Origin of the sequence: Streptomyces sp. NPDC091279 (assembly GCF_044757465.1) — a bacterium.
GTDB lineage: Bacteria > Actinomycetota > Actinomycetes > Streptomycetales > Streptomycetaceae > Streptomyces.
Genome location: NZ_JBIVVA010000003.1, coordinates 278,654 through 302,872, shown reverse-complemented (window position 1 = coordinate 302,872; position 24,219 = coordinate 278,654). Strand labels below are relative to the sequence as shown.

General features: G+C 68.8%; 14 protein-coding genes. 9 read left to right on the top strand and 5 right to left on the bottom strand.

Annotation, left to right across the window (positions count from 1 at the left end):
* The first annotated feature begins 653 nt into the window (after nt 1-653).
* Nucleotides 654-2,705 (top strand): hypothetical protein, encoded by a 2,052-nt coding sequence (locus tag ACIQOU_RS08285; RefSeq protein WP_401535096.1) that lies wholly within the window; start codon nt 654-656, stop codon nt 2,703-2,705.
* A 296-nt stretch (nt 2,706-3,001) separates the two neighbouring features.
* Entirely contained in the window at nt 3,002-3,436 is a 435-nt protein-coding gene (locus tag ACIQOU_RS08280) for a WhiB family transcriptional regulator (RefSeq protein WP_401535094.1), read from the top strand.
* A 9-nt stretch (nt 3,437-3,445) separates the two neighbouring features.
* Here ACIQOU_RS08280 and ACIQOU_RS08275 read toward each other — a convergent pair whose 3' ends face one another.
* Genes ACIQOU_RS08275 through ACIQOU_RS08260 form a run of 4 tightly spaced genes read right to left on the bottom strand, consistent with a single transcriptional unit; the run spans nt 3,446 to nt 11,923 of the window.
* Nucleotides 3,446-4,726 (bottom strand): TIGR02679 family protein, encoded by a 1,281-nt coding sequence (locus tag ACIQOU_RS08275; protein WP_401535092.1) that lies wholly within the window; start codon nt 4,724-4,726, stop codon nt 3,446-3,448.
* On the bottom strand, nt 4,723-8,970 hold the full coding sequence (locus ACIQOU_RS08270; RefSeq protein ID WP_401535090.1) for a TIGR02680 family protein: 4,248 nt from the start codon (nt 8,968-8,970) through the stop codon (nt 4,723-4,725). Before ACIQOU_RS08270 ends, ACIQOU_RS08275 begins: the two co-directional genes overlap by 4 nt.
* The gene (locus tag ACIQOU_RS08265; protein WP_401535088.1) at nt 8,967-10,292 is read right to left on the bottom strand and encodes a TIGR02678 family protein; all 1,326 of its coding nucleotides are present in this window, start codon (nt 10,290-10,292) and stop codon (nt 8,967-8,969) included. Before ACIQOU_RS08265 ends, ACIQOU_RS08270 begins: the two co-directional genes overlap by 4 nt.
* Entirely contained in the window at nt 10,289-11,923 is a 1,635-nt protein-coding gene (locus ACIQOU_RS08260) for a TIGR02677 family protein (RefSeq protein WP_401535086.1), read from the bottom strand. The genes ACIQOU_RS08265 and ACIQOU_RS08260 overlap by 4 nt, the downstream gene beginning before the upstream one ends.
* A gap of 226 nt (nt 11,924-12,149) precedes the next feature.
* Between ACIQOU_RS08260 and ACIQOU_RS08255 the strand changes: the two genes are divergently transcribed.
* Both ACIQOU_RS08255 and ACIQOU_RS08250 read left to right on the top strand, forming a co-directional pair.
* Nucleotides 12,150-12,794, top strand: a complete 645-nt coding sequence (locus ACIQOU_RS08255; RefSeq protein WP_097251353.1) for a DUF433 domain-containing protein — start codon at nt 12,150-12,152, stop codon at nt 12,792-12,794.
* The gene (locus tag ACIQOU_RS08250) at nt 12,791-13,261 is read left to right on the top strand and encodes a DUF5615 family PIN-like protein (protein ID WP_401535084.1); all 471 of its coding nucleotides are present in this window, start codon (nt 12,791-12,793) and stop codon (nt 13,259-13,261) included. Before ACIQOU_RS08255 ends, ACIQOU_RS08250 begins: the two co-directional genes overlap by 4 nt.
* An 86-nt stretch (nt 13,262-13,347) precedes the next feature.
* Here the strand turns inward: ACIQOU_RS08250 and ACIQOU_RS08245 are convergent, their stop codons facing one another.
* Entirely contained in the window at nt 13,348-13,914 is a 567-nt protein-coding gene (locus ACIQOU_RS08245) for a hypothetical protein (RefSeq protein ID WP_401535082.1), read from the bottom strand.
* 653 nt (nt 13,915-14,567) lie between these two features.
* On the opposite strand from ACIQOU_RS08245, the gene ACIQOU_RS08240 reads away from it, so the two are divergent.
* The 5 genes from ACIQOU_RS08240 to pglW all read left to right on the top strand — a co-directional run bounded on the left by ACIQOU_RS08240 (nt 14,568) and on the right by pglW (nt 24,197).
* The gene (locus ACIQOU_RS08240) at nt 14,568-15,356 is read left to right on the top strand and encodes a hypothetical protein (protein WP_401535080.1); all 789 of its coding nucleotides are present in this window, start codon (nt 14,568-14,570) and stop codon (nt 15,354-15,356) included.
* Nucleotides 15,353-16,675, top strand: a complete 1,323-nt coding sequence (locus ACIQOU_RS08235) for a 7-cyano-7-deazaguanine synthase (RefSeq protein WP_401535077.1) — start codon at nt 15,353-15,355, stop codon at nt 16,673-16,675. The genes ACIQOU_RS08240 and ACIQOU_RS08235 overlap by 4 nt, the downstream gene beginning before the upstream one ends.
* A gap of 152 nt (nt 16,676-16,827) precedes the next feature.
* Nucleotides 16,828-17,241, top strand: coding sequence for a hypothetical protein (locus tag ACIQOU_RS08230; RefSeq protein ID WP_401535075.1), 414 nt, complete (start codon nt 16,828-16,830; stop codon nt 17,239-17,241).
* 29 nt (nt 17,242-17,270) lie between these two features.
* Complete coding sequence (locus tag ACIQOU_RS08225; protein ID WP_401535073.1) at nt 17,271-19,448, top strand: caspase domain-containing protein; 2,178 nt, start codon at nt 17,271-17,273, stop codon at nt 19,446-19,448.
* A gap of 315 nt (nt 19,449-19,763) precedes the next feature.
* Complete coding sequence (gene pglW / locus ACIQOU_RS08220) at nt 19,764-24,197, top strand: BREX system serine/threonine kinase PglW (RefSeq protein WP_401535071.1); 4,434 nt, start codon at nt 19,764-19,766, stop codon at nt 24,195-24,197.
* Nucleotides 24,198-24,219 lie beyond the last annotated feature (22 nt).

Sequence of the window (24,219 nt, the reverse complement as noted above, 5' to 3'; positions counted from 1 at the left end):
GCGGGATTTGAACCCACGACCTCTTCGTCCCGAATGAGGGTCGGGCAAGATCGACACCGGAAGGTTTGATGTTTCGCCTGGCCAGGGCGTTGGGGTGGGATGCTCTCGGGTGGTGTGGGAGGGGCTCGGGGAGCGGGTCGGCTCCCGGATGGCTCCCAGCAGGGCATCAGTCGGCGGCTGCCGAGCCGAGTCCGTCTGACCGCCGTTCTGACCGGCCTACGAAACTGCCCGAATCGCTCGGCCGCGCCGATCAGCCACAAGGCATCCAGGCCGGTGGGATCTGGAAGACCACACCGCTCGGCGGAACCATACTGTCGTGATGAGCTGCGGCAAAGAGGACCTGTTCCCCGGTACGTCGCGTAGCACACTTGTGCAGCCAACCGGTAGGGAATCACAGGATTCTGAGGGGGTGTCACCCCTGCTGCTAGCGTTTTTCGGGCAGTCACATCAGCGGACTCAAGCTCCTCACCTTCGCCATGTTGGCGGTGGGCGGCAACGCCGGCAGTCGAAGCCGGTACGTCTCGGAAGTGCGGTCGAGCGTGCTGATGCCGTCTCGGACACATCGGGTCTTGGCCCGGGCGGGCCGAGGGGGAGAACGGGAAACAGCGTGACCGATTTCCTTGGACGACCACGGCGTCCAGGTGCGTGCCTGGATGGACACCGGGACGAAGATCGGAGAACACCTGATGGATCCGTCATCCGGCGCGGGCGAGACCGTGCTGCCCCGCCCTGTCGAAGCGCTGCCCCTGCCTGCATTGGCGGCCGCAGGACGGAAGCTTGCCGACAAACTCATCGAACACTTCGCCATGGGCGAGCCTGCTGCATTGGCCCTCGCGCAGGCTGTCGTCGACCCATCTGCCGCCCGCCGGGCGGCAGAGTCCCCGGAGCGGTTGCGGGTGCCCGGCGGCGTGATCCTGGCCATCCGGGCTGACGTATGGGCGCGTTATATCATCCCAGACCCGCGAAACCCGCGGATCGGTCCGTCGCGCCGGCATCCGGCCTCGAACCTGATCGGTACTGGCGAGAGCACGCGCTTCCGTCCGTTGGCGGAGCCCATCGCGGCGTCAGGGAGTCGCCCGGAACTCGTGCAGAGGCTCGCGAACCAGGAACACCTCGCGTGGGCGGCACAACTGTCCAAGGAGTACGTGCTCGACCACAACGACTGGCGAGAGTCCCTCCGTCACCAGGGAGTGATGACAGAGGTGTGGCTGGCCGCGACGGCCTTTCAGCACGAGGACAGCACACCAGGGGTAACGGTTCCGGTCACGGTCGAGGGATCGAGCCGCGTGACGTGCGCCCACGACCTGCTCGACCTCAGGTCCGCCGACGTTCCCTACCTCCGGGACACGGCGAAGCTGCGGTCTCACATCCGCAAGCTCAACGAGGCGATCAAGACCGCGGGCGATCCGGCACAGGTTGACCCGGGGGTGGCAGTCACCGTGCGCTGCGAACGGCTTCCGGCGCTGCTACTCGTCGGGTTCGAGCCGCATGATGGCACCACCGCTGATTTCGGCGTCGCCGTGAAGTCGTTGGTCGCACTCCGGCACGTCGACTCTCCCAAGCCGTGGGGTGAAGCCGCGGAGAACGAGGCTCTCGCCGACGCCGTGGTGGACGAGATCGAGCGGCGAAAACTCATCACTCCCGCCAAGGCCGACTGGCTACGCGGTGCTCTCACCCCCGAGCAGGCGAAGGCCGCCGGATTCAACGACGACCCGTCCGTGCGGGCGGCGGCGATCGTCAGGCTCTTCGCCGAGCGTGATCAGCCGATCCATGCTGCTGTGCGGGTTGCCATCACCGGACAGAGCACCCGCAAGAACATCACCACGAAACTGCTGCTCGACGTGGCTTCCTCTCTGGTTATGCGCTCGGTTTCGGAAGAGGACTCCCGTAGGCGGGAACGGATGCGGAAGTACCTGAAGTCGGCGTTCCCGGGCGAGCTGGCCAAGGACTGGGAGGCCACGTTCCGTGGGACGGAGGAGCTGGCCCGGGCTGCGCTTGCGGAGGTGGCAAAGGGGGAACCAGGCGCGGCGACCCGGGAACTTGCGGCCCGAAGCGCCTATCCCCTGGTTATCAATGGCCAGCTCACGGGGGACCGTGGCACGAAGAACAACGATCAACCCGACCGTCGGCACCCAGGCGAGGTCATCGACCGCATGCGTAGTACCCAGCACGGTGTGCACCAGCTGAAGCAGACGCTCCTCGACTCTTCGGCGGGTCGTAGGACCCGCAAGGTAGATGAGACAGGACGGGTCACTCAGAACGACGACGGCCGCGACATCCTCGTCACCGACGCGGACCTCCGCCGCACCTTCCCACCCGCTGGCGAAGGCCCATCACCTACACCAGCTCCCCGGAACGCGGCTGAGATTCTCGGGAATGCCCTGCATGACCTGGCCACTTCGATCCAGGCGGTCGAAGGTGCGGTCAAGGTCGTGGAAGCGGTCAGGGCCGACGACGGGACCCGTGCCATCGATTCACTGGGCGCCGACCGAGCCGACTGTGAGGCATGGCGGCACGTCCTGCAGGACGTCCTATTCAAGCTGCCCGTCTGGCAACAGCGGAGTGTCCAGCGACACGGGATTATCGCCGAGGACCCGTACGGCCTCGACGCGGACCCTGACGACGAGGAAGGCGAGGAATCGGACGACGAGTTCGACGGTCAGTCGACCGACGAGGACACGCCGCCTCAGGACGAGGTCGCTTGAATCGCTCGTGCCCCCGGGGTTCACCGGATAGGCATGGAAGCCCGGCCGCGCGCCGGGAATCGCGACGCGGATAAACAGTGAGGCCCACCCACCCGACCAGGGCGAGGGCGGCAACGCCGGCTTTCCGGGCTTCTGCTCGGGAAGCCGGTACACCTTGGGGCCGAACCCACGATCCGCTACCGCTTGCCGTCACACCGGGCGTGACCCGGAAGACATCAAGTGGGTGCGCCGGGCAGTTCCCAGCTCACCCTGGCAATTCACTGTGGACCGGACATGGCCACGAGCTGGAGTACTCGATGGACAGCCTGCACTTTCTCGTCGGCCGCGAAGAGGAGCTTCGCGATCTGATCCAGTCGTCTCAGCACCGGGACTCAGTTCGGGCGGCTTGCAGGGGCGTGGACGTGAGTCTCTACCATCCCGAGGACGGGGAGCGTCCCGCCGAGGGGCCCTTGGCCGTATGCGTCGGCTGCAGGGGCCGCTTGGAGTGCCTAGCCCTGGCGCTGCGGGCGGAGGACCCCGAAGCCCGTCACGGTTGGTACGGCGGCTTCGGCCCCGCAGAGCGCGACCGCATCGCGGCAATGCTCTTGCTTGCCAAGAGTGCAACGCCCCTGCCGGACCGAGCTCGCACGGCCATCCGTCTGGGCAAAGGCGGATGGCGGATCAACGACATCGCACAAGTGCTTGGTTGCTCCAGACGAACCGTGCAGCGCTACCTCCGTTCCGTGCGCTGATACCAAGTCCTACGTCTGGCGGGACAGGTCGTCCACCAGGAGTTCGAGGGTCGCCTCCTCGTGGAGCGCGACGCCGAGGGCGGTCATTGCGGGGGCGAGATCCGGGTCCCAGTCCGCGTTGACTGGCTGGCCGTCGAGCGCCAGTTGAGGGATGCCCTCCGCCTGGCTGCGAGCGGCCAGATGCTCGTAATCCGCAGCGCCCATCCGCCACGGTCGGGCTTCATAGCGGCGGATGACCCGGTTGGCCAGAGCGATCCCCGGCCAGTCGAAGTCGCCGTGGTAGGCGAAGCAGCACCCCGTGGCGGCGAGGGCGTCGAGAAGCGTGAAGACTACGGTGGCGGCGCTGCCGGAGGTACACACGAGGGGTTGGACGCAGGCCGCGTCCGCCGCAGCTTCCACCACCCGCGGATTCTCACAGATGTGGATGAGCGTTCCGGTGGGGAGTCGCAGCCGGAGATCATGCAGGTCGTGTGGGGTGACGTGAACCTCGGCGTGATGGTCGGCCCGCTCCCGCAGGGCACGTTCCCGCCAGCCCTCGCCGTTGGGCCGCAGCCCGTAGGTGAGCACCGTGCTGGAGACCTCGTCCGGCGTGACGGACACCAGCCGCCAGAGAGCGCGTCGACCGGCCGCGTCGTCGGGGAACTCGGTGCCATGGGCGAGGGCGACCCCGCGTTGGACGAGGCGTGCGAGCCAGGTGCCGTCGTCCAGGCCGTGCGCGGAGCCGGTCGTCATGGCGGCGAGTTCTCCTCGGCCGCGTGTGCCGTTGCGTTCAGGTCCTTCGGGTCCGAGGAGAGCGGTGAGGACTTGGACCGCCTGCTGGAGTGTCCATGTCGCCGCTTCGGGCGTCACTCCTCTCGGAACACCGGCACGGCGCAGCAGGCCGTACCACTGCCGGGGCCATTCCTGGTCGGCGAGTGGGGAGGCGTCCAGTGACGAAGCAAGGAACGACCACACCTGCTCCCGCCGTGCCGCCACGCCCGCGCGGACGGCGCAGCGGTCGGTGAGTGGCGGGCCGAGTTCCTCCAGGGTCTGTCTGAGTCCGAGTCCCGCAGCCGAGGAGCGTAGCCGTGCGTCGAGCACGTCGAGCCGTATGGTCACGGCGGCACCTGTGAGGGGTTTACCCAGCAGGAGAGACAGGTCGTTGCGTTCCTGGGCGTTCATCGCGGTCAGCCGGAGCGAACCCGTGGCCTGTACGCCGTTGCTCTCCAGGCGTTTACGTGCCCCCTGCCAGAGCCGGGTGAGTCCAGGTCCCGTCAGCCAGTCGCGCGTTGCGGCGTGCAGCCCGCTCATACGGACACCAGACGCCGGTGCCGACCATTCCAGGTGCAGTGCAGGGTGGCCACCCCGCGTACGTGGGGATCACGGAGGCACTCGTAGATGTGCAGGGACGGAACCTCGGGCCAGTTGCCCATGAGCCGCTCGCTGGTGAGGACAAAGTCGAGATCGAGGTCGACGAGAATACGGCCCAGCCGACCGTGGGTTGGTTCGTCGACCTTGGCGAAGGCGTCGTCCAGGAGGATCAGGCGTGGCGCGTGCGGTGCCGACTCGGCGAGGCTGGTGAAGTGGGCGGCTGCTGCGGCGAAGAGCACGAGGTAGGAGAGCACGCGTTGTTCGCCCTGGCTGAGCCCGGTCCGGCCGGTCAGTTTCCGACGGCGGCCCGGAGCCGCGTCCTCGACCACGAAGGTGTGGAAACGGAACCAGTCGCGGTAGTCCAGAGCGGTCCGCAGATGGGCGGCGTAACCGGCTGACGGGTCGGCACGGCGGGCGTCCTCGATTCGGCGTTGCAGCACCTCGCGCAGCTGCTCGGTCTGATCGCGCGTCCTGAGGCTCGACGGACTGCGCAGCAGCTCGACGGCCGCGCGCACATCCGCGTCCACGTCCTCGTCCAGCTTCCACAGCAGCTCGACGCCGAGGCCGTGGGAGGTGCGCACGGTCCGCAGGGTGTCGTTGAGAGCTGCGACCAGGTTCGCCGCGGTGATGACCTGTGCCGATAGGTGGTCGCCGAGCTCGCCGGTCAGGAACCGCTGGAAGACCTCACGTTCGCGCTCGGTGAGTCGCCCCCGGGCCTCCGCGGCCTGAACCGCGATCCGCTCGCCCACGACCGCGACGTCATGGGACCCGTGGTCGTCGACCAAGCGGCACACCTTGATCCCGTCGCGCTCCTCCAGCTGCGCGTCGAATCCGCCGGCCAGTTGGTCGCGCAGATCGGTGTGACGGTTGAGCAGGGTGCTGTCCGACACCTCGCCCTTCGGGCGGCCGAGGGCCTGTTCCACGGCCTCGGCGAGGGTCTGCAGTGCTCGCAGACGGCTGCGCACATCCGCGCTGGGATCGTCCGACACGTACTCGGGCAGCGAGGACCGGTCGAGGCCGGCGCCGAGCACCACCTCCGGTCGGCTGAGAGCACCGCGAAGAGCGCTGCCGGTGTCGATGACCGTCGTTTCCTGGTCCGCCAGGGTCCCGCGCAGGCGCTTCTCGTCCTCTTCCGCGCGCACGCGTAGGTCGTGGAGGTCGTCGCGGGCTCGTTGCGCCCCGGGCAGGGCGCGGACGGCGTTCGAGATGCGCTGTTTGGCCTCCTGCTCGCGGGAGAGGATCTCCTCCTCGGACGATCCGATGGCCTCCTCGCGGGTGCGCAGGTCCTGCTCAGCGGTGCGCAGCCCGGCGAGGTGGAGCCGGTAGCTCTCGTCTGCGGCCAGGCGATCCTCTCGGGCGCGTCCGTACCGGTCGGCATCGGCCTGGTTCGTACCGAGCCGCTCGCCCGTGCCGCTGACGGCCCTGCGCAGATGCCCGACACCGCTGAGCAGACCGGCCAGTGCGGTACGCACACGGTCCAGGGCGGCCGGGTCGCCGGGCAGGTCGTGGGCGGTCGCGGTGGCATCCGCCTCGGTCCGTGCCGATACCGCCAGAGCGCGTGCCTCCTCGGCCAGCCGCGCCGCCTTGGCGGTCAGGTCGCGCAGGATCCGCTCGGCTGATTCTGTCCTGCTCCATGCGTCCGCGAGACTCCGCGCCCTGGGGAAATCCCGTTCCGCGAGCGTGAGCGCCCGACGCATGGCATCGGCTACGGCGAGCTCCTCGCGGACATCGGTCAGCCGCTGTTCCGTATGCGTGATCCGCTCCTCCAACTCGGCGAGGATGCGTCGCCTGGTCTCGGCGCGTACGGCGGCTCCCACGTACTCGGTGTCGCCCTTGTCGTGACGACCGTTGAGTACGCCCAGGCGCCAACTGCCGTCGTAGAAGACCGCGTTGTGCGCGAAGGTCGCCTGTGCCGGTGCGAGTGCGATGGTGGCCAGGAGACCCTCCACCTGCTCGGAGGTGACGCCGCAATCCGGTTCAGGGCCTGGGCGCAGGGCCGAGGCGAGAGTGCGCCCGTCGGACAGCACGGGACCCGGCTGGAGAAGGATGTCCCGGGTGCGTGGATCGAGAAGGACGCCGGCCGCGCTCACCCACGCGTCCAGGATTCCGCTCGCCTCCAGTGCCCCTTCCAGACCGGCTCGGTCGGCCGGAGCCAGGTCTTCCACGAAGTCCACGAGCCGATAGAAAGGGGCTCCACTGCCCGGCGTCCTCGCGGTGGCGCGATGGTGCGGGGCCGGCGGCTCGGGGTCGGTACGTTGCTCCCAGTCCCGCTTCTGCTCCGCCAGGTGGTCGAGTTCCTCGCCGAGCCGGTTGACGCCGAGTGCCAGGGCGTCCCGGCGGCCGGTGAGTTCCTCGCCGTACGGCTCCAACGCGGCCTGAGCTGTCCGCCACGCCTGGCTGTCGATGTCGGGTGGCAGCGTGCGGTCCGCGAACGGCGCGTCGGAAGAGAACTCGTGGCCGACGGTGGCGTGGACGGCGTCCAGTGGTGGGCAGTCGGGACCCAGCGCAGTCCGCGTACGCGCCGCCCACTCGGCGACTTGACGGGAGTAGGCGTCGCTCTCCTCGGCGACTTTCTGACGGCTGCCGTCGAGATGGCCGGCGGCCTCTTCCGCCTCGCCTTCCAGCCGTTCCCGCTCGGCATCGGCCTGAGCCGCCGCGGCCCGGGCCTCGTCCGCCCGTGAGATGAGGCGGGTCACCTCCTGAACCATCCGGGCCCGGTTTCTCGCGACGGCCTCGGCATCCTCCAGCTGGTTCTGCCAGGACCGCAGCCCTTCCCGTGCCGTGACCGTGTCCACACGGGCCACCGACCGGTGCGGTACGGTACGTGTCTCCCCGCCTGGAGTCGTCAGCTCGGTCTCGGTGGCCTGGGCAAGAACCGTGCGCGGCAGAGCCACCGCCTCGCCGAGATGGCCGGTGGGAAGCCCGGCCTTCTCCGCCTGCGTCAGCAGCTCCCGGTGTTCGGTTCCCAGCTCGGCCAGCCGACTTCCGAGGTGTTCGACACCTTCGGCCAGCCGCTCCGCCGAGCCCTCCTCCGCGTCGTGGGCGTTGCGCAGGGTGGTGAAAGCGGCCGCGGCGGCGGTGTGCAGTGCCTCCACCGTGCCGCGGCGCTCGGACAGTTCGCGCAGGCTGCCGTAGGCGTGACTGGCGTGCAGGGCAGCCAGATCGGTCCGGGCGTCCTGTTCCTCCTCGCGCAGGGTCTCCAGTCGGCCCTCCGACTCCTTCTCCTGCGTCCTCAGGTCGCTCGTCCGCTGGGCGGCGTCTCCGGCCGCCCGGCGCCGCTGAGCGAGGACGCCCAGCTCGTGGCTCACTCTCTGGGCGGAGGTGCGCAGGACGCCGGCCAGGTAGCCGCGGTAACTGGTGAGGAACGTGCGCAAGGCCGTGTCGGTGCGTTCCAGGCGGCCGAGTTCGTCCCGTACGGCGTCGAGGTCGTGGAGGTTGCGCGCCACCTTTTCAACCACGTCCTCGTCGAGCCCCGGCAGGGTCTCGCTCAGCAGAGAGACCAGGCCCCCGTGTTCGATCCGGTCGCCGACCGTCGGGCGCCGCAGCCGGTGGAGGAGCTGGGTGAGGTTGCGGTAGCGCGTCGCGTCGGTGATGCCGAACAGTTCCCGGGCCACACGCGCACGGTGCTGGACCGCGCGGTCGGTCGTGTTGTCGGAGCCGACGATCTCCTTGAGCCGGTCGACCGGCAGCGGCTTACCGGCCTCGACCAGGTGCAGGTCCTCACCGATCCGCAGCGGGGTGACGAAGAACGTCGGCAGCGCCTTCTGCGTCGACTTCGAGGCCCGGATGGCGGCACCGAGCGTCAGGTGGCGGTGACCGCCGTCGACGTCCGCGCCCCGGAACTCCACCCACAGATACCCGAGACGGTTGGTCTGCTCGAACCCGTCCAGCATCAGCCAGGCGAGCGAGGTGCGCCCGGTGCCTGTCGCGTCCAGTGCCCGGGAGTCGCCGTCCAGAAGATACGGGAGCAGCATCTCCAGGGCCTTGGACTTACCCGCGCCGTTCTTGCCGCGCAGCAGCAGCCGTCCGTCGCCGAAGGAGAACTCCTGCTCGTCGTACTGCCAGACGTTCTGGATGCCCGCCCGGTGCAGCCGGAATCGGGTGCTGCTGTTCGTTGCGGGGCCGGCGGTTGCCGCGACGCCGGAACGCGGAAGCGGAACGAGGCCACGCGCATCGGTGGTCATAGCGGCAACTCCTCTTGCACGTCCGTGCCTTTGCCGGCGCCGGTGGCCGGGCGCACCGTGACGTGAGTGGCGTAGCGGGCCGCTGCGGCCAGCAGCACCCAGCCGTCGCCCCCGGGCCGTACGCCATGGACATCGGTCACCGTGCGTCCTTCCGACGCCTCTTCGACGTACCCCTCCGGCAGTCCTTCGCCCTCGGCGCGCAGCGGGCCCGCGCGGGCCATCAGCCGCATGCGGACCAGCAGGTCCAGTACGGCCTCTCGCAGTGAGGGAAGGTCCTCCAGGTAGCCGCGTTGCCAGTTGCTGCGCTGCCCGTACTCCGCGATCAGCCCGGCCAGCACCTCATCCACCAGGTTGTCCGGGACAGCCACCCCGATGACGAGCGTCCCGCCGGTCGCCGGATGCCCTGGCTCCTGCGGCAGAAGCCGTTCCACGAGCCGTTCCGTCAGCAGCAGCGCGGCCTGTGCGACGGTCCCGGTGCCTGGCAGGTGCAGATCCGTCAGCTCCTCCTCGGGGTCCACCAGCGCCGCGCCCTCGGCACGGATCTCCATCTCCAGACCGAGGAGTTCGGAGAAAGCCTGGGCTTCACGGCGCTGCCGGGTGCGCAGCCAGTCACGCTCGGCGTCGGTCAGCTCGTCGAGGTGGACGACGGGTGTCTCGACGAGCATCCGGCGCACGTAGGTGCGTGGTCCGCCGAAGCCCGGGTCCGCTGCCCGCCGGACCAGGTCGGCGCCGTCCCGTGCCTGGGAGAGCGGACCGGCGACGACCACGCGTGCCAGCTTCCGATCTATCGTGATCAGGGCTTCTCCGCCCGCCTCCTGCGCAAGCGCGGCCACATGTCCCTCGGTCTCGATGAGTACCCCCCAGTCGACGAGCTGGCGCAGAGCCGCGACCAGGGTCCGCTTCCCGGCCGCCCGGCCCGGTTCCTCCAGCTCGATCCCGGCGTCGGCCGCGGCAGCCCTGATATCGGCGACCAGGTGTGACAGCAGCATCTGCTCGGGCGCGGTCACCAGCACGGACAGGGCCAGCGCGAGGCAGGCGTACGTGTGCGGGGTGAACGGGGTGCCGGTGGAGCGCTCCAGCCGATGCCCCGAACCCGCCCCCAGCCCCGCCTTGAACAGCCGGGCGTAGGAGCTGTCGACCAGCAGGCGGTAGCCGAGCACCTGCTGGAACCGTTTGCCCAGCCAGTCGGCGTGCCTGCGGATCAGAGGGAAGAGGTCGGCGTGGGGGCCGTCCGACGCGATCAGCGGGTGAGCGAGCAGCAACCGGGCGGCGGTGCGGCGCTCCGCTGCCAGGGCTACGTCGTGAGTCGAGGGAAGGGTCATGACACGCTCGCCTCCGCTTCGCCGTCGACCGCGGCGGAGGTGCGAACGATGTCCAGCTCCAGGTCGTCCAGCAGCAGGTCGCCGTCGGCCGAGTACAGCACCGTTCGCGTGCCTGCCGTCCGGTGCACGGTGAGGCGGATACGCAGTTCGGCGTCTTCACTGCTGGCCGAGTCGAGGTCGAACCCCGCCCTCCGCTCCCCGTCCGTGCTGACGGGCCTGCTGAGCTGTGCGTTTCCGAGCGCTGTGGCCAGCAGCTCCAGGAGCAGGCCGAGCGCCGCCGACGTGAGACGTACCTCGGCGAACCGGCCGGACGCGCTGCGCAGTTCGTCGGCCGCCGCGGCCCTGGCCGCTGCCCGCTGACGGGCTGCCTCCCTCAACAGCTGCTTCTGCGCGGAGTGGTCCTCCACCGCTGAGGCCCGGCCCCGCTGGGCTCGGCTGCCTCTTTCACGCAGGGCCACCGGCACCTCGACCACCGGACCGGTCCACCAACTCGTGTAGGCGGGCACCACCTCGTCGGGGGCCGGAGGTATGCCCAGATGCCGCGCGCCGTACAGCCCGAAGGCGGCGACGGCGATGTCGTGTGCGTCCCGCGGCGCCGCTTCGTCGAACCAGCGGGCCAGTCGCAGCAGATCCTTGCGCCGGGACATCTCCCCGGTGGCCGACCGCAGCATCCGTTTGGCATTGGCGAGCAACGACTGCAACGCGCGCAGGGTGGCGTCGCGCAGCTGGTCGACCTGGCTGCCCTGGCCGTCGATATTGCTGAACCAGCCGCGCAGGCCCTCCCAGTCCGCGAATTCGCGGCCCCGGCTGCGCTGGATGCGGATCTCCGGGCGGCTTTCGCCCTGAGCCTGCGCCTGCGCCGAGAGCCCGGTGAGCCCCTGGGCGTGGGAGTCCAGCCGGTCCAGCAGAGCCGGGATGTGCGGCCACAGGGTGTCCAACGCCGCCGAGATCCGGGGCGCGCGAAACGCCACGTCCTCCGTGATCGCCTCGACGTAGTCCAGGAGCAGCTCCTTGAAGCCCTGGTACTCGGCGCTGTCCAGGTCGTAGCGGGACAGCACCTGACCGAGGTAGGCGTAGAAGTCGCGTATGGAGTCCGCGAACTCGGTGAACTGCACGAACAGCGTGCTGATCCGCTCCAGCCCGTCCTGCGGCTCGACGCCGCCCGGCGCGGTCACGAGGTCGGCCAACTCCCGTAGTCCGCGCTCGACCAGTGCCAGCAGTTCGTTGCTCACCTCGCGGGCGGCGTCGGCTTCGGTGAGGACTTCGTCGGCATCCCGCTGGATACGTTCGCCCAGTTTCGACAGCTGGTAGCGCGAGCGGGAACGCTGGTACTCGCTGATGCTGGACGCGTTCACCGTGTGGCTGCTGCGGAGCAGGTTTCCCCACTGGACCAGCTGTTCCAGTCGGACCGTGAGAGTGTCGGCGTCGAGTCCTGCAGCGGAAGCACCGGCCTGGCGCAGTTTCGCCATGATGTCCGGGACAGCGAGATCCGCCAGCAACGTTCCGCAGAAGACCCGCATGATCGCGACGTGCTCCAGCCGCTCGGGCGCGCTGAGGTACGTGTACGCGTTCAGCCGCCGCCGCGCCTCCTCGTCGGCGTCCTGACCTGCACCGGATGCTGATGCCCCCATGCCCGTGAGGTTACGCGGCGCATACGGGCGGCGCCGGTGGGTGGCCGAAAATCCCGCGGACGTGTGCCGGCCTGTGGCGATTCCCATGGCAGCGGCCTGTGGGGCAAGGGGGCGTCCCAGGCTCACCCTGAATGGCCCCTTCGTTTTCTGTGCTGGGTGGCCTCCAGGAGAATGGGGTACGTTCAGGCCGATATCGATGGGGGCGGAAGACGGAAGGAGGCACGCGGTGTCGTACGAACCCAAACTCGCCGCGGCTCTTTCCGGCGCGACGCTGCGCCAGCTGTCCCACTGGCGCCGAGCCTCCGGGCCCAAGGGCGCCGTGCTCGTGCCCGAGATCTCCAGCGAGAGGCCGATCCTCTACTCGTTCCGAGACGTTGTCGCACTCCGCATCTGTGTGCAGCTGCGCGAAGAGGCTTCCTTGCAGAAGATCCGCCGCGCGCTGAACACACTTCGAGAAGACCTCGGCGAGTGGGAGCACCTCTCCTCGTACAAACTCGTCGCAGGTCCGGACACGATCTATCTGGCTGAACCCGACCACGCCGTAGACCTGATCAAGGGAGGCAACGTGGTCATCCACCAGATGGTGGATGTTCTCGCGCCCTTCTATAAGGACGGCCGCAGCATTCCCGCTCTGCTCACCCCCCGTGAGCACGTCGCGGTCGACGAGTCGGTCCGCGGCGGAGAACCGGTCATCCAAGGCACCAGGATCCCGGCGTCAGATGTCGCTGCCCTCGTGAGAGACGGCATCCCGCCGGACCAGATCGGTGAGTTCTACCCAGGAGTGACGGCCGAGGCCGCCCGGGACGCGGCCGACTTCAGCGAGTACGTCGACAGCTATGGCAGCAGCGAGCCCCGGCAGGTCGTCGCTTGAAACTGCTGCTCGACGAGAACGTGCCCCGCCCCATGGCCGAGATCGTGCGCATCCTGCTGAAGGCACATGAAGTCGTCCACGTCCACGAGCTCAAGGGCTGGACGGGCACGAAGGACATCGAGCTGTACGCCAAGGCCAAGGCCGACGGCTTCGAGGTCGTCATCACCAACGACACCAAGCAGCTCAGCCGGCCACTCGAAGTGGCGGCCATCGCGCAGTCGGGCCTGCATCGCATCGAGTACCGCCAGAACAACAAGCACGGTGGCTTGGTGGGTCTGGGCACGGCGATCGCCACTGTCTGCGCGGCCCTTCCTCACGCCCTGTCCGAACTCGAAGCAGCTGACGGCCAGCGTCTTGTAGCCCTGACATCGATCGACCCGACCAGGCAGAACCGCCTCCAGATCACGGACCCGGCTGTCGCCCCGCCTAAGCACTGGCCGGGGCGTGATTCGGCCTCTGGGGCCTAACGTCTCGATACACGAGGGCTCCCGGTCGGCAACCCATTGCAAGCGAGGCCGGGACGACCCGGTGTCGCTGACTGCGCTTCGTCTCATCAGGGCTCACTGCCGAGCTCTTTCTGGAGCTCGGCGATGTGTCGTTGGGTTGCCGCCGCGTTCTTCTGCTGACGGGTCAGCTTCGCCTCGGCGGCTGCCAGTTCCCGAGCGAGCCGCTCTCGATCAGCTGCCACCCGCTCACGGATGGTCCCGTCATCGCGGTACGCCGGCCCTACCCGCTCACTGCTCACTACGCCGCGACGCTCTCCGCACTCTGGGCAGTCGACGACACGGGTGGAGACGCGGGTGTTCTCGCGATGCTGAATATGAGGCACCACGTGGTCGCAACGGAGAGTGAGAGCCCAACTATCGAGGTCCTTCTTGCGTTCCTCCCGTGAGGGCCAGGAAGCGAACAGCCTTGCGAGCTTCTCCACCTGCTTCGGCCCCATCGGCGGTGGCGGGCAGCAGAAACAGCAGTGCCTTACCCGAGAACCGCTGACGGCCCACCGGGCGTCCCGGCAGTCGGCGTGTCGCTCCCGGAACTTCTGGTCGGCTTCCTCGTATTCGCGCTTCTCCGCCGCGGACAACTTCATGAGGGGTGGCCAGCTCCCCAGCTCATCCGTCATGGGCAGTCCGCAACCGCGGCAGGGTTCCCCAGCTACGTACTCCGCCCAGCTGAGGCGTGTACCTTCTCGCTCCCACTGCTCATCCCGCTCGCGGCGCCGCCGGTCATGCGCTTCGGCTTCGAGGGCCGAGTGCAGAGCACGCTTGGCGGCTCGTTGCCGCTTCTGCTCCTCTGTGAGTTTGGCCATGGCTTCACCCTCCGCTCGCCGGGGTCCTGTGCACGACCGTGGAATCCATGCTGGCGTGGCCGCCCCGTATGCCGACTGCCTGTGTGGTGGATGACAACTTGCGACCGGACTCGGATCGCAAGCGGCCTTCAGGCGACTGATGTCGTCTGGTGCGGGCAGTCGGAGGTTGCTGATTTGATATGCCGTCAGCGAGCCCTGTACAGAGGGCATGAACAGCAGGGCACATGACGCAAGGGGCAATCTTGCCAGCCCGGCACCTGCCCTGAACGGGGGTTTGCGTGATGTCTGTGACTCAGCGCTACGACTGGTCACGCTTCTAGGTGTAGGTGTCACGGGAAGTGATGCCCCCGGCTGTTTCAGCACCTGGCTGGTCCGTGAGGCCCTGGCCGAGTCCCGCCCTACCTGGGGATCGTCCGGTCTGATGCCATGGACGAAGTGCAGGTTGGAGCACCATCGTTGGGGGCGATGTGGGGACATCCACGCGATGGAAGGGGCCGAACGGCGATCCGTGGAGCTCCGCCGGGAGGCGGCTGGCGCGCTGGCGGGATGACTCGCGCAACGCGGATCAGCGGCTGGAGGAGATCGCGGCGGACCACCTGAGCGCCCTGCACGAGACACTCCGTGCCGATCGATCGGCCTTTGGGTTGTACGACACGGCCTGTGCGGCCGGCGAACGGCTTGCCGGGGCTCTGGGATCGCTAGCCACGGAGGGCGCTGAGTCGGAGGACGCGCTCGTCGCGCGTCTCGTGTCGGAGGTCGGAGGGGACGGCGGCACACTTGCCGACGCCGCGGTGCGCAGGGGGATGGCCGCGGCGGTCCGCGATGTCCGGAGCAGACATCCCGAGCTGGACGATGCCATGGGCGGAGGCGCCGCCGGCAGTGGGTTCACCTGGGACATCCTGTGCGACCTCTACCAGGTGTTCTTCGCCGACATGGTGGGGGAGTTCCTTAGGTCCGTTGTCGCCGAGCACGTCAAGCTGGCGGTCCCGGTGCTCATCGCGGCAGATCCGGAAGGCAGGATCGCCGACTGGGTCGCGGAGAAGGTAGTGGACCTGGTGCCGAATCCTTGCGCGGAGTCCGCCGAAGCGACGGACCTTGCACAGGCTGTGGAAACCGCGCAGTCGGTGGTGGGCGCTGTGCAGGATCCGGCGGGTGCACTTCCTAAGATCGCCGAGTTGTTGGTACCACGGGCGGTCGGGAAGGTGCTTGGCCTGATCACTGAGGAGATCATCGGAGAAGAGGGGGCTGCGGCGTGACCGATTCCGACCACTTCCTGTGGTGGCGCGGCCCCCGAGGTGACCGACCAGACGGCGACCGCTGGACGGAGATCGGCGTGGAAGCCTTCCAGGAAATGGAACGCCGCATCACCGACCGGCACCACCTCCCCGGTTCCGTCCCCGACTGGGCCGAGGATCTGCTCCGCGTCGCTAGGGCTGCCTTCATCGCCGACAAGTACGTACGCCGGACCGGAGTGCGGGACCGGTGGACTCGCCGCATCAACCTTGCTGTGCCTGTCATGGAACACGAGCGGTGGGGAAGCGCAGCTGTCCGAACTCACCTCACCGCGCTCCTCCAAGTCCTCACCGGGGACTTCTGGAACGTGGAATTCCGGCCCCTCACCAGTCACTACGTCCAGGAGGCGCTGGTCTCTCCCGAAGACCCGCGAGCCTCAGAAGTCGCGCTGTTCTCCGGCGGACTGGATTCCCTCAGCTGGGCCGCCACCCGTTCGCGCGCCGACGACGCCCGACCGCTGCTGCTCGTGATGTTTCGCGAGATCGGCCTGCTGCGTCTCCAACAGCGGGTGTACAAGGCCGTCGAGCGACTGGTCAGAGTACGGCCGGTTCTGCTGTTACCGATGAGCCAGACCCCGGCGGGCGATGGCTCCGGCCTGCGCTTGGAAACCTCCTCCCGCACCCGTGGTCTGCTGTATGCGGCGGGCGCGATCCGCGCCGCCACCGCACACGGGGTGGACACCGTGCACATTCCCGAGAACGGCCAGCTCGCCCTCAATCCGCCCCTGACACCGGCGCGTTCGGCCGCTTGTTCCACGCGTTCCGTGCACCCACGCACGCTGGCCAGTCTGAACGCCTTGGTAACTGCCGTGAGCGACACGGGGAGCGCGGTGAAGGTGGTCAATCCCTTGGCGCAGCTCACGAAAGGCGAGGTGTGCAAAGCCGGACGCGATGCGGGCCTTACCTCGTCCGACCTGGAGTCCACCCTGAGTTGCGGCAAGCCGCCAACCCGCCGAAACGGCGGCCCTCCCATCGCCAATTGCGGCGTCTGCTTCCCGTGTCTCGTGCGCCGCTCCGGACTACTCCACGCTAACGGCACTGACGGCACCCGGTACGAGGCATTGCCGTGGGCGGACGGTCTACCGCTTGATCGGGGTGCCGACTGGCGGGCGTTGCAGCGGTGGCTGCTGGGTCAGTACACCCTTACGGATGTCCTCACCGATACTCCGCTGCCGCGGGACATGGATCCCGCGGTTGCCTTTGGCTTGATCAGGCGGGGGAGGGAGGAGCTGGAGCGCTTGCTTCGGATCGCGGCTGTCGCCGGGGACGCTGACGCGGCGTAGGCGGCAACCTGGAGTGAGAGCCAACAGCACATTTACGAAGGCCAGTTGGGACGTACTCTTCTCTCTGGGCTGAGAGCTGCGGCAGGGATGACGGTTCTGTATCCGTTCCTTGCCGTGAGCGCCGGGCAGCAGAGGTAACAGGGGGAGACGTCGTGGAGATCCAGATCACCGTCGATGCGCAGGGCGACGACGCAGCGGCGCATGATCTGTACTACTGGCTCCGCCAGGATCATGAGCTCCGGCGTCATGCGGAGATCCAACTGGCAGGAGCTCCCGAAGTTTCTGACCGCATGAGCGCGGGCGAGATCATCAACATGTTCGTCAGCAATGGCATTGCTGCCGCGAGCCTGTTGGTGAACATCGTGGTCGCCTGGCGAGCGGCCCGCCCTTCGCCGCCGGGAGCCGTGACTTTCGAACGCGGAGGCATGACGGTGACCGTGCACGATACGTCGGACGAAACCTTGCGCCGAGTCGCAGTGCTGTTGGCTCCCGAACCCCACAGAGGGAACCCGGAACTCGCTGGTCCGGGACAGCCGACCGCCACGTCAGTTTCGGGGAATCGGTGATGGGGCTGCCTGACCCTGACGCAACACGTGTGGTGCTGATCGGTGCGGACGAGTACCAGAACTTCCCGGACCTGCCGGCGGTGCGCAACAACCTCGCCAGGCTGGCGGAGCTGTTCAGGTCCTCGGACGTGGGAGGTCTCCCCGCGGGACATGTCGTGACGGTGTGTAATCCTGCCGATTATGAGGAGGTACTTGACGTCGTCCACCAGGCCGCGAGCGAGGCGACGGACACGCTGGTGGTGTACTTCGCCGGCCACGGTATGCGATCGCCCGATGGCCTTCTCCATCTCGCACTGGGCTATTCCGAGCAAGGCCGGAAGCTGTACAAGTCGGTGGCGTTCAGCCATCTCCGCGCCGCAGTGCTGGAAAGTACGGCGCCCAGAAAGGTCGTGATCCTGGACTGTTGCTACAGCGGTGCCGCGCTGGAGGGTTACATGGGAGGGGCGGACGACTTTGCGGACCAGACCGCCATCGAGGGCACCTGTGTCATGACCGCCTCGGCCGCGACGCAGGCCGCCATGGCTCCTGCGGACGCGCGTTACACCGCGTTCACGGGTGAACTCGTGAAAGCCATTTCCGAGGGCGTCCCAGACGTGCTCGATCCACTCGACATGAACTCCCTCTACCGTCACGTCAGCCGCGAACTGTCGTCAAAGGGCATGCCCAAACCTCAGCAACGCGCCGGTGACCAGGGGCACACGATCGCGCTGTTCCGAAACAAGTGGAGGCCGCCTCAGGAGAAGCCCACGCTCGCGGCACTGCGTGAGGAGTGGTTCCACGCGATCCAAGAGGGGTTGCTCTGGCATGTCAGGAATATCCCGGCACTTGGCAAGGGCCGACTGCGTATCGACTTCGGCGCGCCCGATCTCGTCGGATCCCTGCTGGTAGTGCGAATCGCCGCCCAGCTCGCTCGTGGTGAGAGCACGGCGCATATCCGTGACACGCTCGCCGACAGCCCGTTTTTCACTGCGCCTGGCCCCGACCGCGATGAGCTCACCGAACTCATCGCCAAGGTCCAGTCCGGCTTCGAGCGCGACGGGCTGGCCACCACCGTGGTGGTCCTCGACGGCCTGGGACTGATCCCCTGGAGTCCGGAGAGCACGGACATGCTCCTCCTCGAATACTGGACTGCCCAGCGAGGACGTACGGTGTTCCGCACACGCGTGGAGCGTGAACTCAGGGAGTTGTGGGACAGCACGGACACGCGTGTTCACGAGGCACTCTCGGCGTTGCCGTCCTCCCCGCTGGAGGCATACCCCGACGTGTGGGAGAGGCTGAAAGACGAGCCCGACTTCCGTGTCGGAAACGTAGGAGCCATGGTGCTCGGGCAGCGTGGTGGCGGCGACCGTGCCTGGGATCGGTGGATGTCCACCCGTACCTGGAGCATTCTCAAGGCGCGCCACCTGGTCCGCCTCGGCGGAGATCTCGCCCGCTGCCAGGCCGCGCAGCATGCTCTCGGACGTCTTCTCGATCAGGCTCCTCCCGGCGATGAGTTCAGCGGTGTTCTTGAGCGGGCTGAAAAGATCGTTCAGGAGCAGTTGGAGCACATCGCCCTGGCAGTGGAGGGTATGAGTGCCATCGAGTACGAGCTGCTGCGCGAGCGCAGCCGGGACGAGCACTTCCAGGACAGGTGTCTCGTCACCTTCCAACAGCATCTGCGGGGGCGGTACCGATCCTTCGACTCTTTCCCCGAGCACGTGACCGCACACGGAATGTGGGGCCCCCTTCCATGGTGGTCGATCGCCCTGCACGGCGAGCGCGAACAGTCGGCGGCGCAGGAACTGCTTGCCCGCGGCGGCATGCAGATGAGCGTCACCGCGAAGAGCCGTGACGCCGACGAGGTCGTCATCACCTGCCAGGAGCCCGGTCCCGGCCCCTCGCGCGTCACAGCGCGTCTCGGCTTCGATCTCCTCGACGCCGTACACGCCTGTGAACTGCTCCTTCTTGCCCGCCGACAGTCGGTGACGGTGGATTTCGTTACGGAACACATCGACGAGTGGGACTACCACGAGGTCAACCTCATCGGCACGTTGCCCATCGACATAGGCGCCGACACCGGAGCCGTCCTTGCCGACATCGCGACTCGTGCCCTGCGCCGGCTCTTGCCAGGCGCATCGGGCTCGGCGTTTCACGATGAAGCGATCCCGTCGCTGGAGAGCCTTCTGAAGGCATCACGGCTCCCGCGGGTCTGCCGCTACCCCAGGTAGCGGCGAGCCTGGACACCCCCTTGCGGTCCGGGCCCAGTCTCTCCGGCTTTGTGGCGGGGGTGCGCGTGCGTGCGTTTGCTCCTGCCGCTGCACGCGTCGTCGTCACGTGCTTCCGATGCCGCGCCAGGGTGCCACTGACCCGCGTGGTCGTAGGGCGCATGCGGTCACCACCAGTGCGTGGCCGAGACGGCATGGACGCGCCTGACGTGGGCTCGTCCTCCGTCCACAAACCGGTCTCGGCCGGTTCCGCGCGCGATAGGCTCGACCAGGCACTTTGCACAGTGGTCCGTGAGGAAAGCCTGGGGAGGCCGGACGGTGACAGCTCAGGGAGGCAGGTCGGCACCGGGGGCCGGTGCGCCCAAGCCGGGTCCGCCGCGCCCTGCCCGCCAGTGGTTCCAGGAGCGCCCCTCGCCTTATCCGTGGGAGCAGGACGCACTGGACCAGGTGCGCGCCCTGATGCCGCAGGCCGAGCCCTACCGTGCCTGGGCCACGTTCTCCTTTACCGCCATGTCCGGCCGGGTCAACGAGTGCGACCTGCTGATCGCCGTTCCTGCCGGTCTGTTCCTCGTCGAGATCAAGGGACACCCAGGGCAGCTCCACAACACCGGGTCGACCTGGAACTTCCAGGGGCCCGACCGCATGCGGACCATCAACAACCCCCTGCACCTGACCGACCTGAAGTCCAAGGAGCTGAAGAGCCAGCTCCAGTGGGCGGCGCGCAAGCTGGGCATCTCCGAGCGGGCGGTACCGCGCGTCGAGCCCGCGGTCTTCCTGTCATCGCCCGACTTGGAAAGCCATCTGGACGAGGTCCAGCGGATCAAGGTCTACGGCCGTGACGACGGCGGCAGCGGCCTGAAGCGGATCTGGCAGGACTTCCTCGGCCTGCCCCCGGACCGTCCCGAGCGACGCGTCACCCCGGAGTTCTCACGGCACACCCTGCCGCAGCTGCTCAAGGCGATCGGCATCCGCCAGTCCACGGCCCACCTCCGTTTCGGCGATGCCTGGAAGATGGAGCCGCACCCGCTCGACGCGGGACCGTCGTGGGAGGACCGTCTGGCCACCCGGGACGACGGGCTCGTCCAGGAGGAGGGCCGCGTCCGTATCTATCTGGTGAGCCAGATGGCGACGGAAACGGCCCGCAGAGCCACGGAACGGGCCGCACGCCGCGAATACCAGGTGCTGCAGGGCATCACGCACCGCGGCATCGTCGACGCCCTCGACTACCGCGAGCACCAGGGCGGACCGGCGATCCTCTTCCGGCACCGTCATGGTGATCTCCGCCTCGACCAGTACCTGGACACCTATGGTGGCAGGCTCACGCCCGAGATTCGTCTGGACCTGGTCAGGCAGCTCGCCGAGGCGGTCCGTTACGCGCACAACCGCTCGCTCTACCACCGGGCCCTCGCGGCACGCTCCGTCTACGTGTCTTTCCGGGCCGACGGGGCGGGCCCCGAGCTGCGGATCACCGACTGGCAGACCGCGGCCCGGGACTTCGACAGCAACGCCACGTTCTTCCGCTCCATCGGAGGCTCCGCCCTCGACGCCGCCCTGATCGAGGACGCGGCCCGCGTCTATCTCGCCCCAGAGTCGGACCAGCCGTACGCGGACCCGGCCGATCTGGACATCTTCGGCCTCGGTGCCGTCGCCTATCTAATCCTGACCGGCCAGCCCCCGGCCACCCAGCGCAGCGGCCTGGCCGAGCGGCTCCGCACGGACGCGGGGCTGCACTTGTTCGCGGTGACCGATGGCCTGCCCGAGGCACTCGACGACCTGGTCTTCCGGGCGACCCGAGCCGACGTCAACGAAAGGCTCGGATCGGCCGAGGCGTTCCTGGACCTGCTCGACCAGGCGGAACGCGCCAGTATCCTCCCGGACTCGCCGGCAGCGGCCTGCGTCGACCCGCTGGAAGCGGTGCCCGGACAGTCGCTCGACGCGGAATGGTCGGTCCGCCGTGTCCTGGGCACCGGCGCCACCGCCCGCGCCCTGCTTGTGGAGCGGGCCACCGAGGACGAGGACGGCCGCACCCAGATCGACGAGCATGTCTTCAAGGTCGCCCTCGACGAGGAGAAGGCCGGGCGGCTGCGCGCCGAGGAACGGGCGCTGCGCAAGGTCGGCGGCGGCTCCGTCGTCCAGCTGCGTGGAGAGGGGCTGCGGGAACTCGGCGGGCGGACCGTCCTGGAGCTGGAGTACGCCGGCGAGCAGTCGCTCGGCGCCCGCCTGCGCGGCAAGGGGCGGCTGACTTACCACGAACTGGAGCGCTTCTCCGACGACCTGTTCCACGCCCTCGACCAGCTCGCCGCGCAGGGCGTACGCCACCGCGACATCAAGCCGGACAACCTCGGCATCCAGCGCCGCAAGGACCGCACCTGGCAGCTCAAGCTGTTCGACTTCTCCCTGACCGACGCCTCCGACCGGGACGTGAAGGCCGGCACGCGCGGCTATCTCGATCCGTTCCTCGGCTCGATGCGCCGCGCCCACTACGACGACCACGCAGAACGGTACGCCGCGGCCGTCACCCTCCACGAGATGGCGAGCGGTGAGCGCCCCTTGTGGGGCGAGGGACAACTCGACCCGCTGACCAACGAGTCGGCACAACTGCACATTGCCACCGAGCTGTTCGAGCCCGCACTGCGCGACGGACTCACCGCCTTCTTCCAGCGTGCGCTGCACCGGGACACCGAGTACCGCTTCGACACTCTGCGGCAGATGTGGGACACCTGGCGGGCCGTGTTCCGGGCGGCCGACGCGACCGCGCCCGCCACGACTCCCTCCACCGTCGGCACGTCGTCCGACGACCCGGAGGAGGCCCGCGACCGCGCCGCTGCGGCGGCCGAACTGACGACGCCGCTGGAGGCCGCCGGGCTGTCCCCCCGGGCCGTGTCGGTGGCCGGCGGCCTAGGCGCCACCACGGTCGAGCAGCTGCTGGACATCCAGCCGTACGCGATCTCGAAGGCTCGGGGCGCGGGAGCCCTGGTCCGCAAGGAACTCAACCGGCGCCGCAAGCAGTGGGCGTCCGCGCTGCGCCCGGCGGCGCCCCACGCACCCCCTCGGCGCACACCCGACGACACTGCCCCCACGCCACCGACCCCCGGTTCCGACGAGGTCCGCATCCTGTCGATAGACGACATGGCTGCCTTCCTCGCTCCCGAGCCCGGCCGCAAGGGCTCGCACCGCGCTGAGGTCGTACGCCTCACCCTGGGGCTGCCGCCCGAAGACGGCGGACTCTCCCCCCTCGGCTTCTGGCCCGTGCAGGCCCGGATCGCCGACCACCTGGGTATCAAACAGACATCCGTCTCCCGGCACCACCGCATCGAGATCAGGAAATGGGCGGAGACGCACTGGCTGGCGCCGGTCCGCACCGAACTGACCGAGATCATCCAGTCAGTCGGCCGGGTGATGACCGCCGACGAGGCCGCGGTCGAACTGCGGGCCCGGCACGGCGCCGGGTCCGACACGGCCGAGCGGACCTTCGCCGGCGCCCTGGCTGTCGTACGGGCCGCGGCCGACGCGGAGACCGCCGAGCGCCAGGAGGAGGACGCCGCCGAGCAGCACGAGCCCAGGTTCGCCGTGCACCGGCGTGGCGACACGGTCCTGCTCGCCTCCGAGTCCCTGCCGGGGGCAGACGATCCCAGCCCGCGCGAGCTGGCGGACTACGCGGCGCTCCTCGGCCAGGCGGCCGAGCGGCTGGCCGGACAGGACCCCCTGCCCGGCCGCGGCGAGGTCCTGCGCATCCTGCGGTCCGTTCCCGCGCCCGACGGACTGGCCCCGCTCGCGGACACCCGCCTGGTCTCCCTGGCCGCCGCGACGGCTCCAGGCGTCGCGGCCACCCCCCGGCTGGAGCTGTATCCGCGTGACCTGAGCCTGGAACGGGCGCTGCGGATCTCCCAGGCGGGCGCGGGCATCCGCCGCGACCGGGGGATCACCGTCGGCGAGCTTGTGGCCCGCCTGCGCGCACGCTTCCCCGCCCTGGACCTGCTATCGGGTGGACAGGAACCCACCCACGTGGAGCTGCTGGACGCCTTGGAAGGCGCGCGCTTCGACCTCGTGTACGACGACGAGGCCGAGAAGTTCTTCCCCAGGCCGCCGGAGTCGGTGGGTCCGTGGAGCTCCACCGGCGCCCTCACCAGCTACCAGCCGCCCACGCCCCGCACCCGCGCCGACCGCGAGGACCCGCACGGCCCGCTGCGGGACTGGCTCACCGGGCTGGCGGAGCGGGGCGGGTTTCTCGCCCTCACCGTGAAGGGAACGTCGTTCGCGGGGGCGGCGGAGGCGGTGGCTGCCGCCTTCCCGGTCGAGGCGGTCGACCTTTCGGCCGTGTTCCTCACCGCCTTCCGTGCCCTTGCCACCGAGAAGGGGCAGGACTGGGAGAAGGTCCTGCGCGCCGACAGCCTCTCCACTCCCGGTGGCATCAAGCCGGGACTGGCGTCCTTCGTGCGGGTGGTCTGGCAGCGCGTGGAGCAGACGGTGCTCGCACGGGCCGACGCGCCGCGCACTGTCCTGTTCCTCCACGACGCGGGACTGATCGCCCGTTACTGGGACGAGGGCGGTCACGCCTTCCTGGTCCGGCTCCAGAACGCGGCCCGCCGCCCGGCCGACGTGCCGCACGGCCTGTGGCTGCTGTGCCCGGTCGAGAACCGTGCCCAGGGCGCGGCACTCGACGGCCGCACGGTTGAGGTGATCGGTGGGGACGGGGAAAAGGAGCCTCTGGACGGGGAGTTCCTCAAGTCGCTGGAGCCGCTTCGGGGGTGAGCCGCCGACGCTGGTCGGCGGC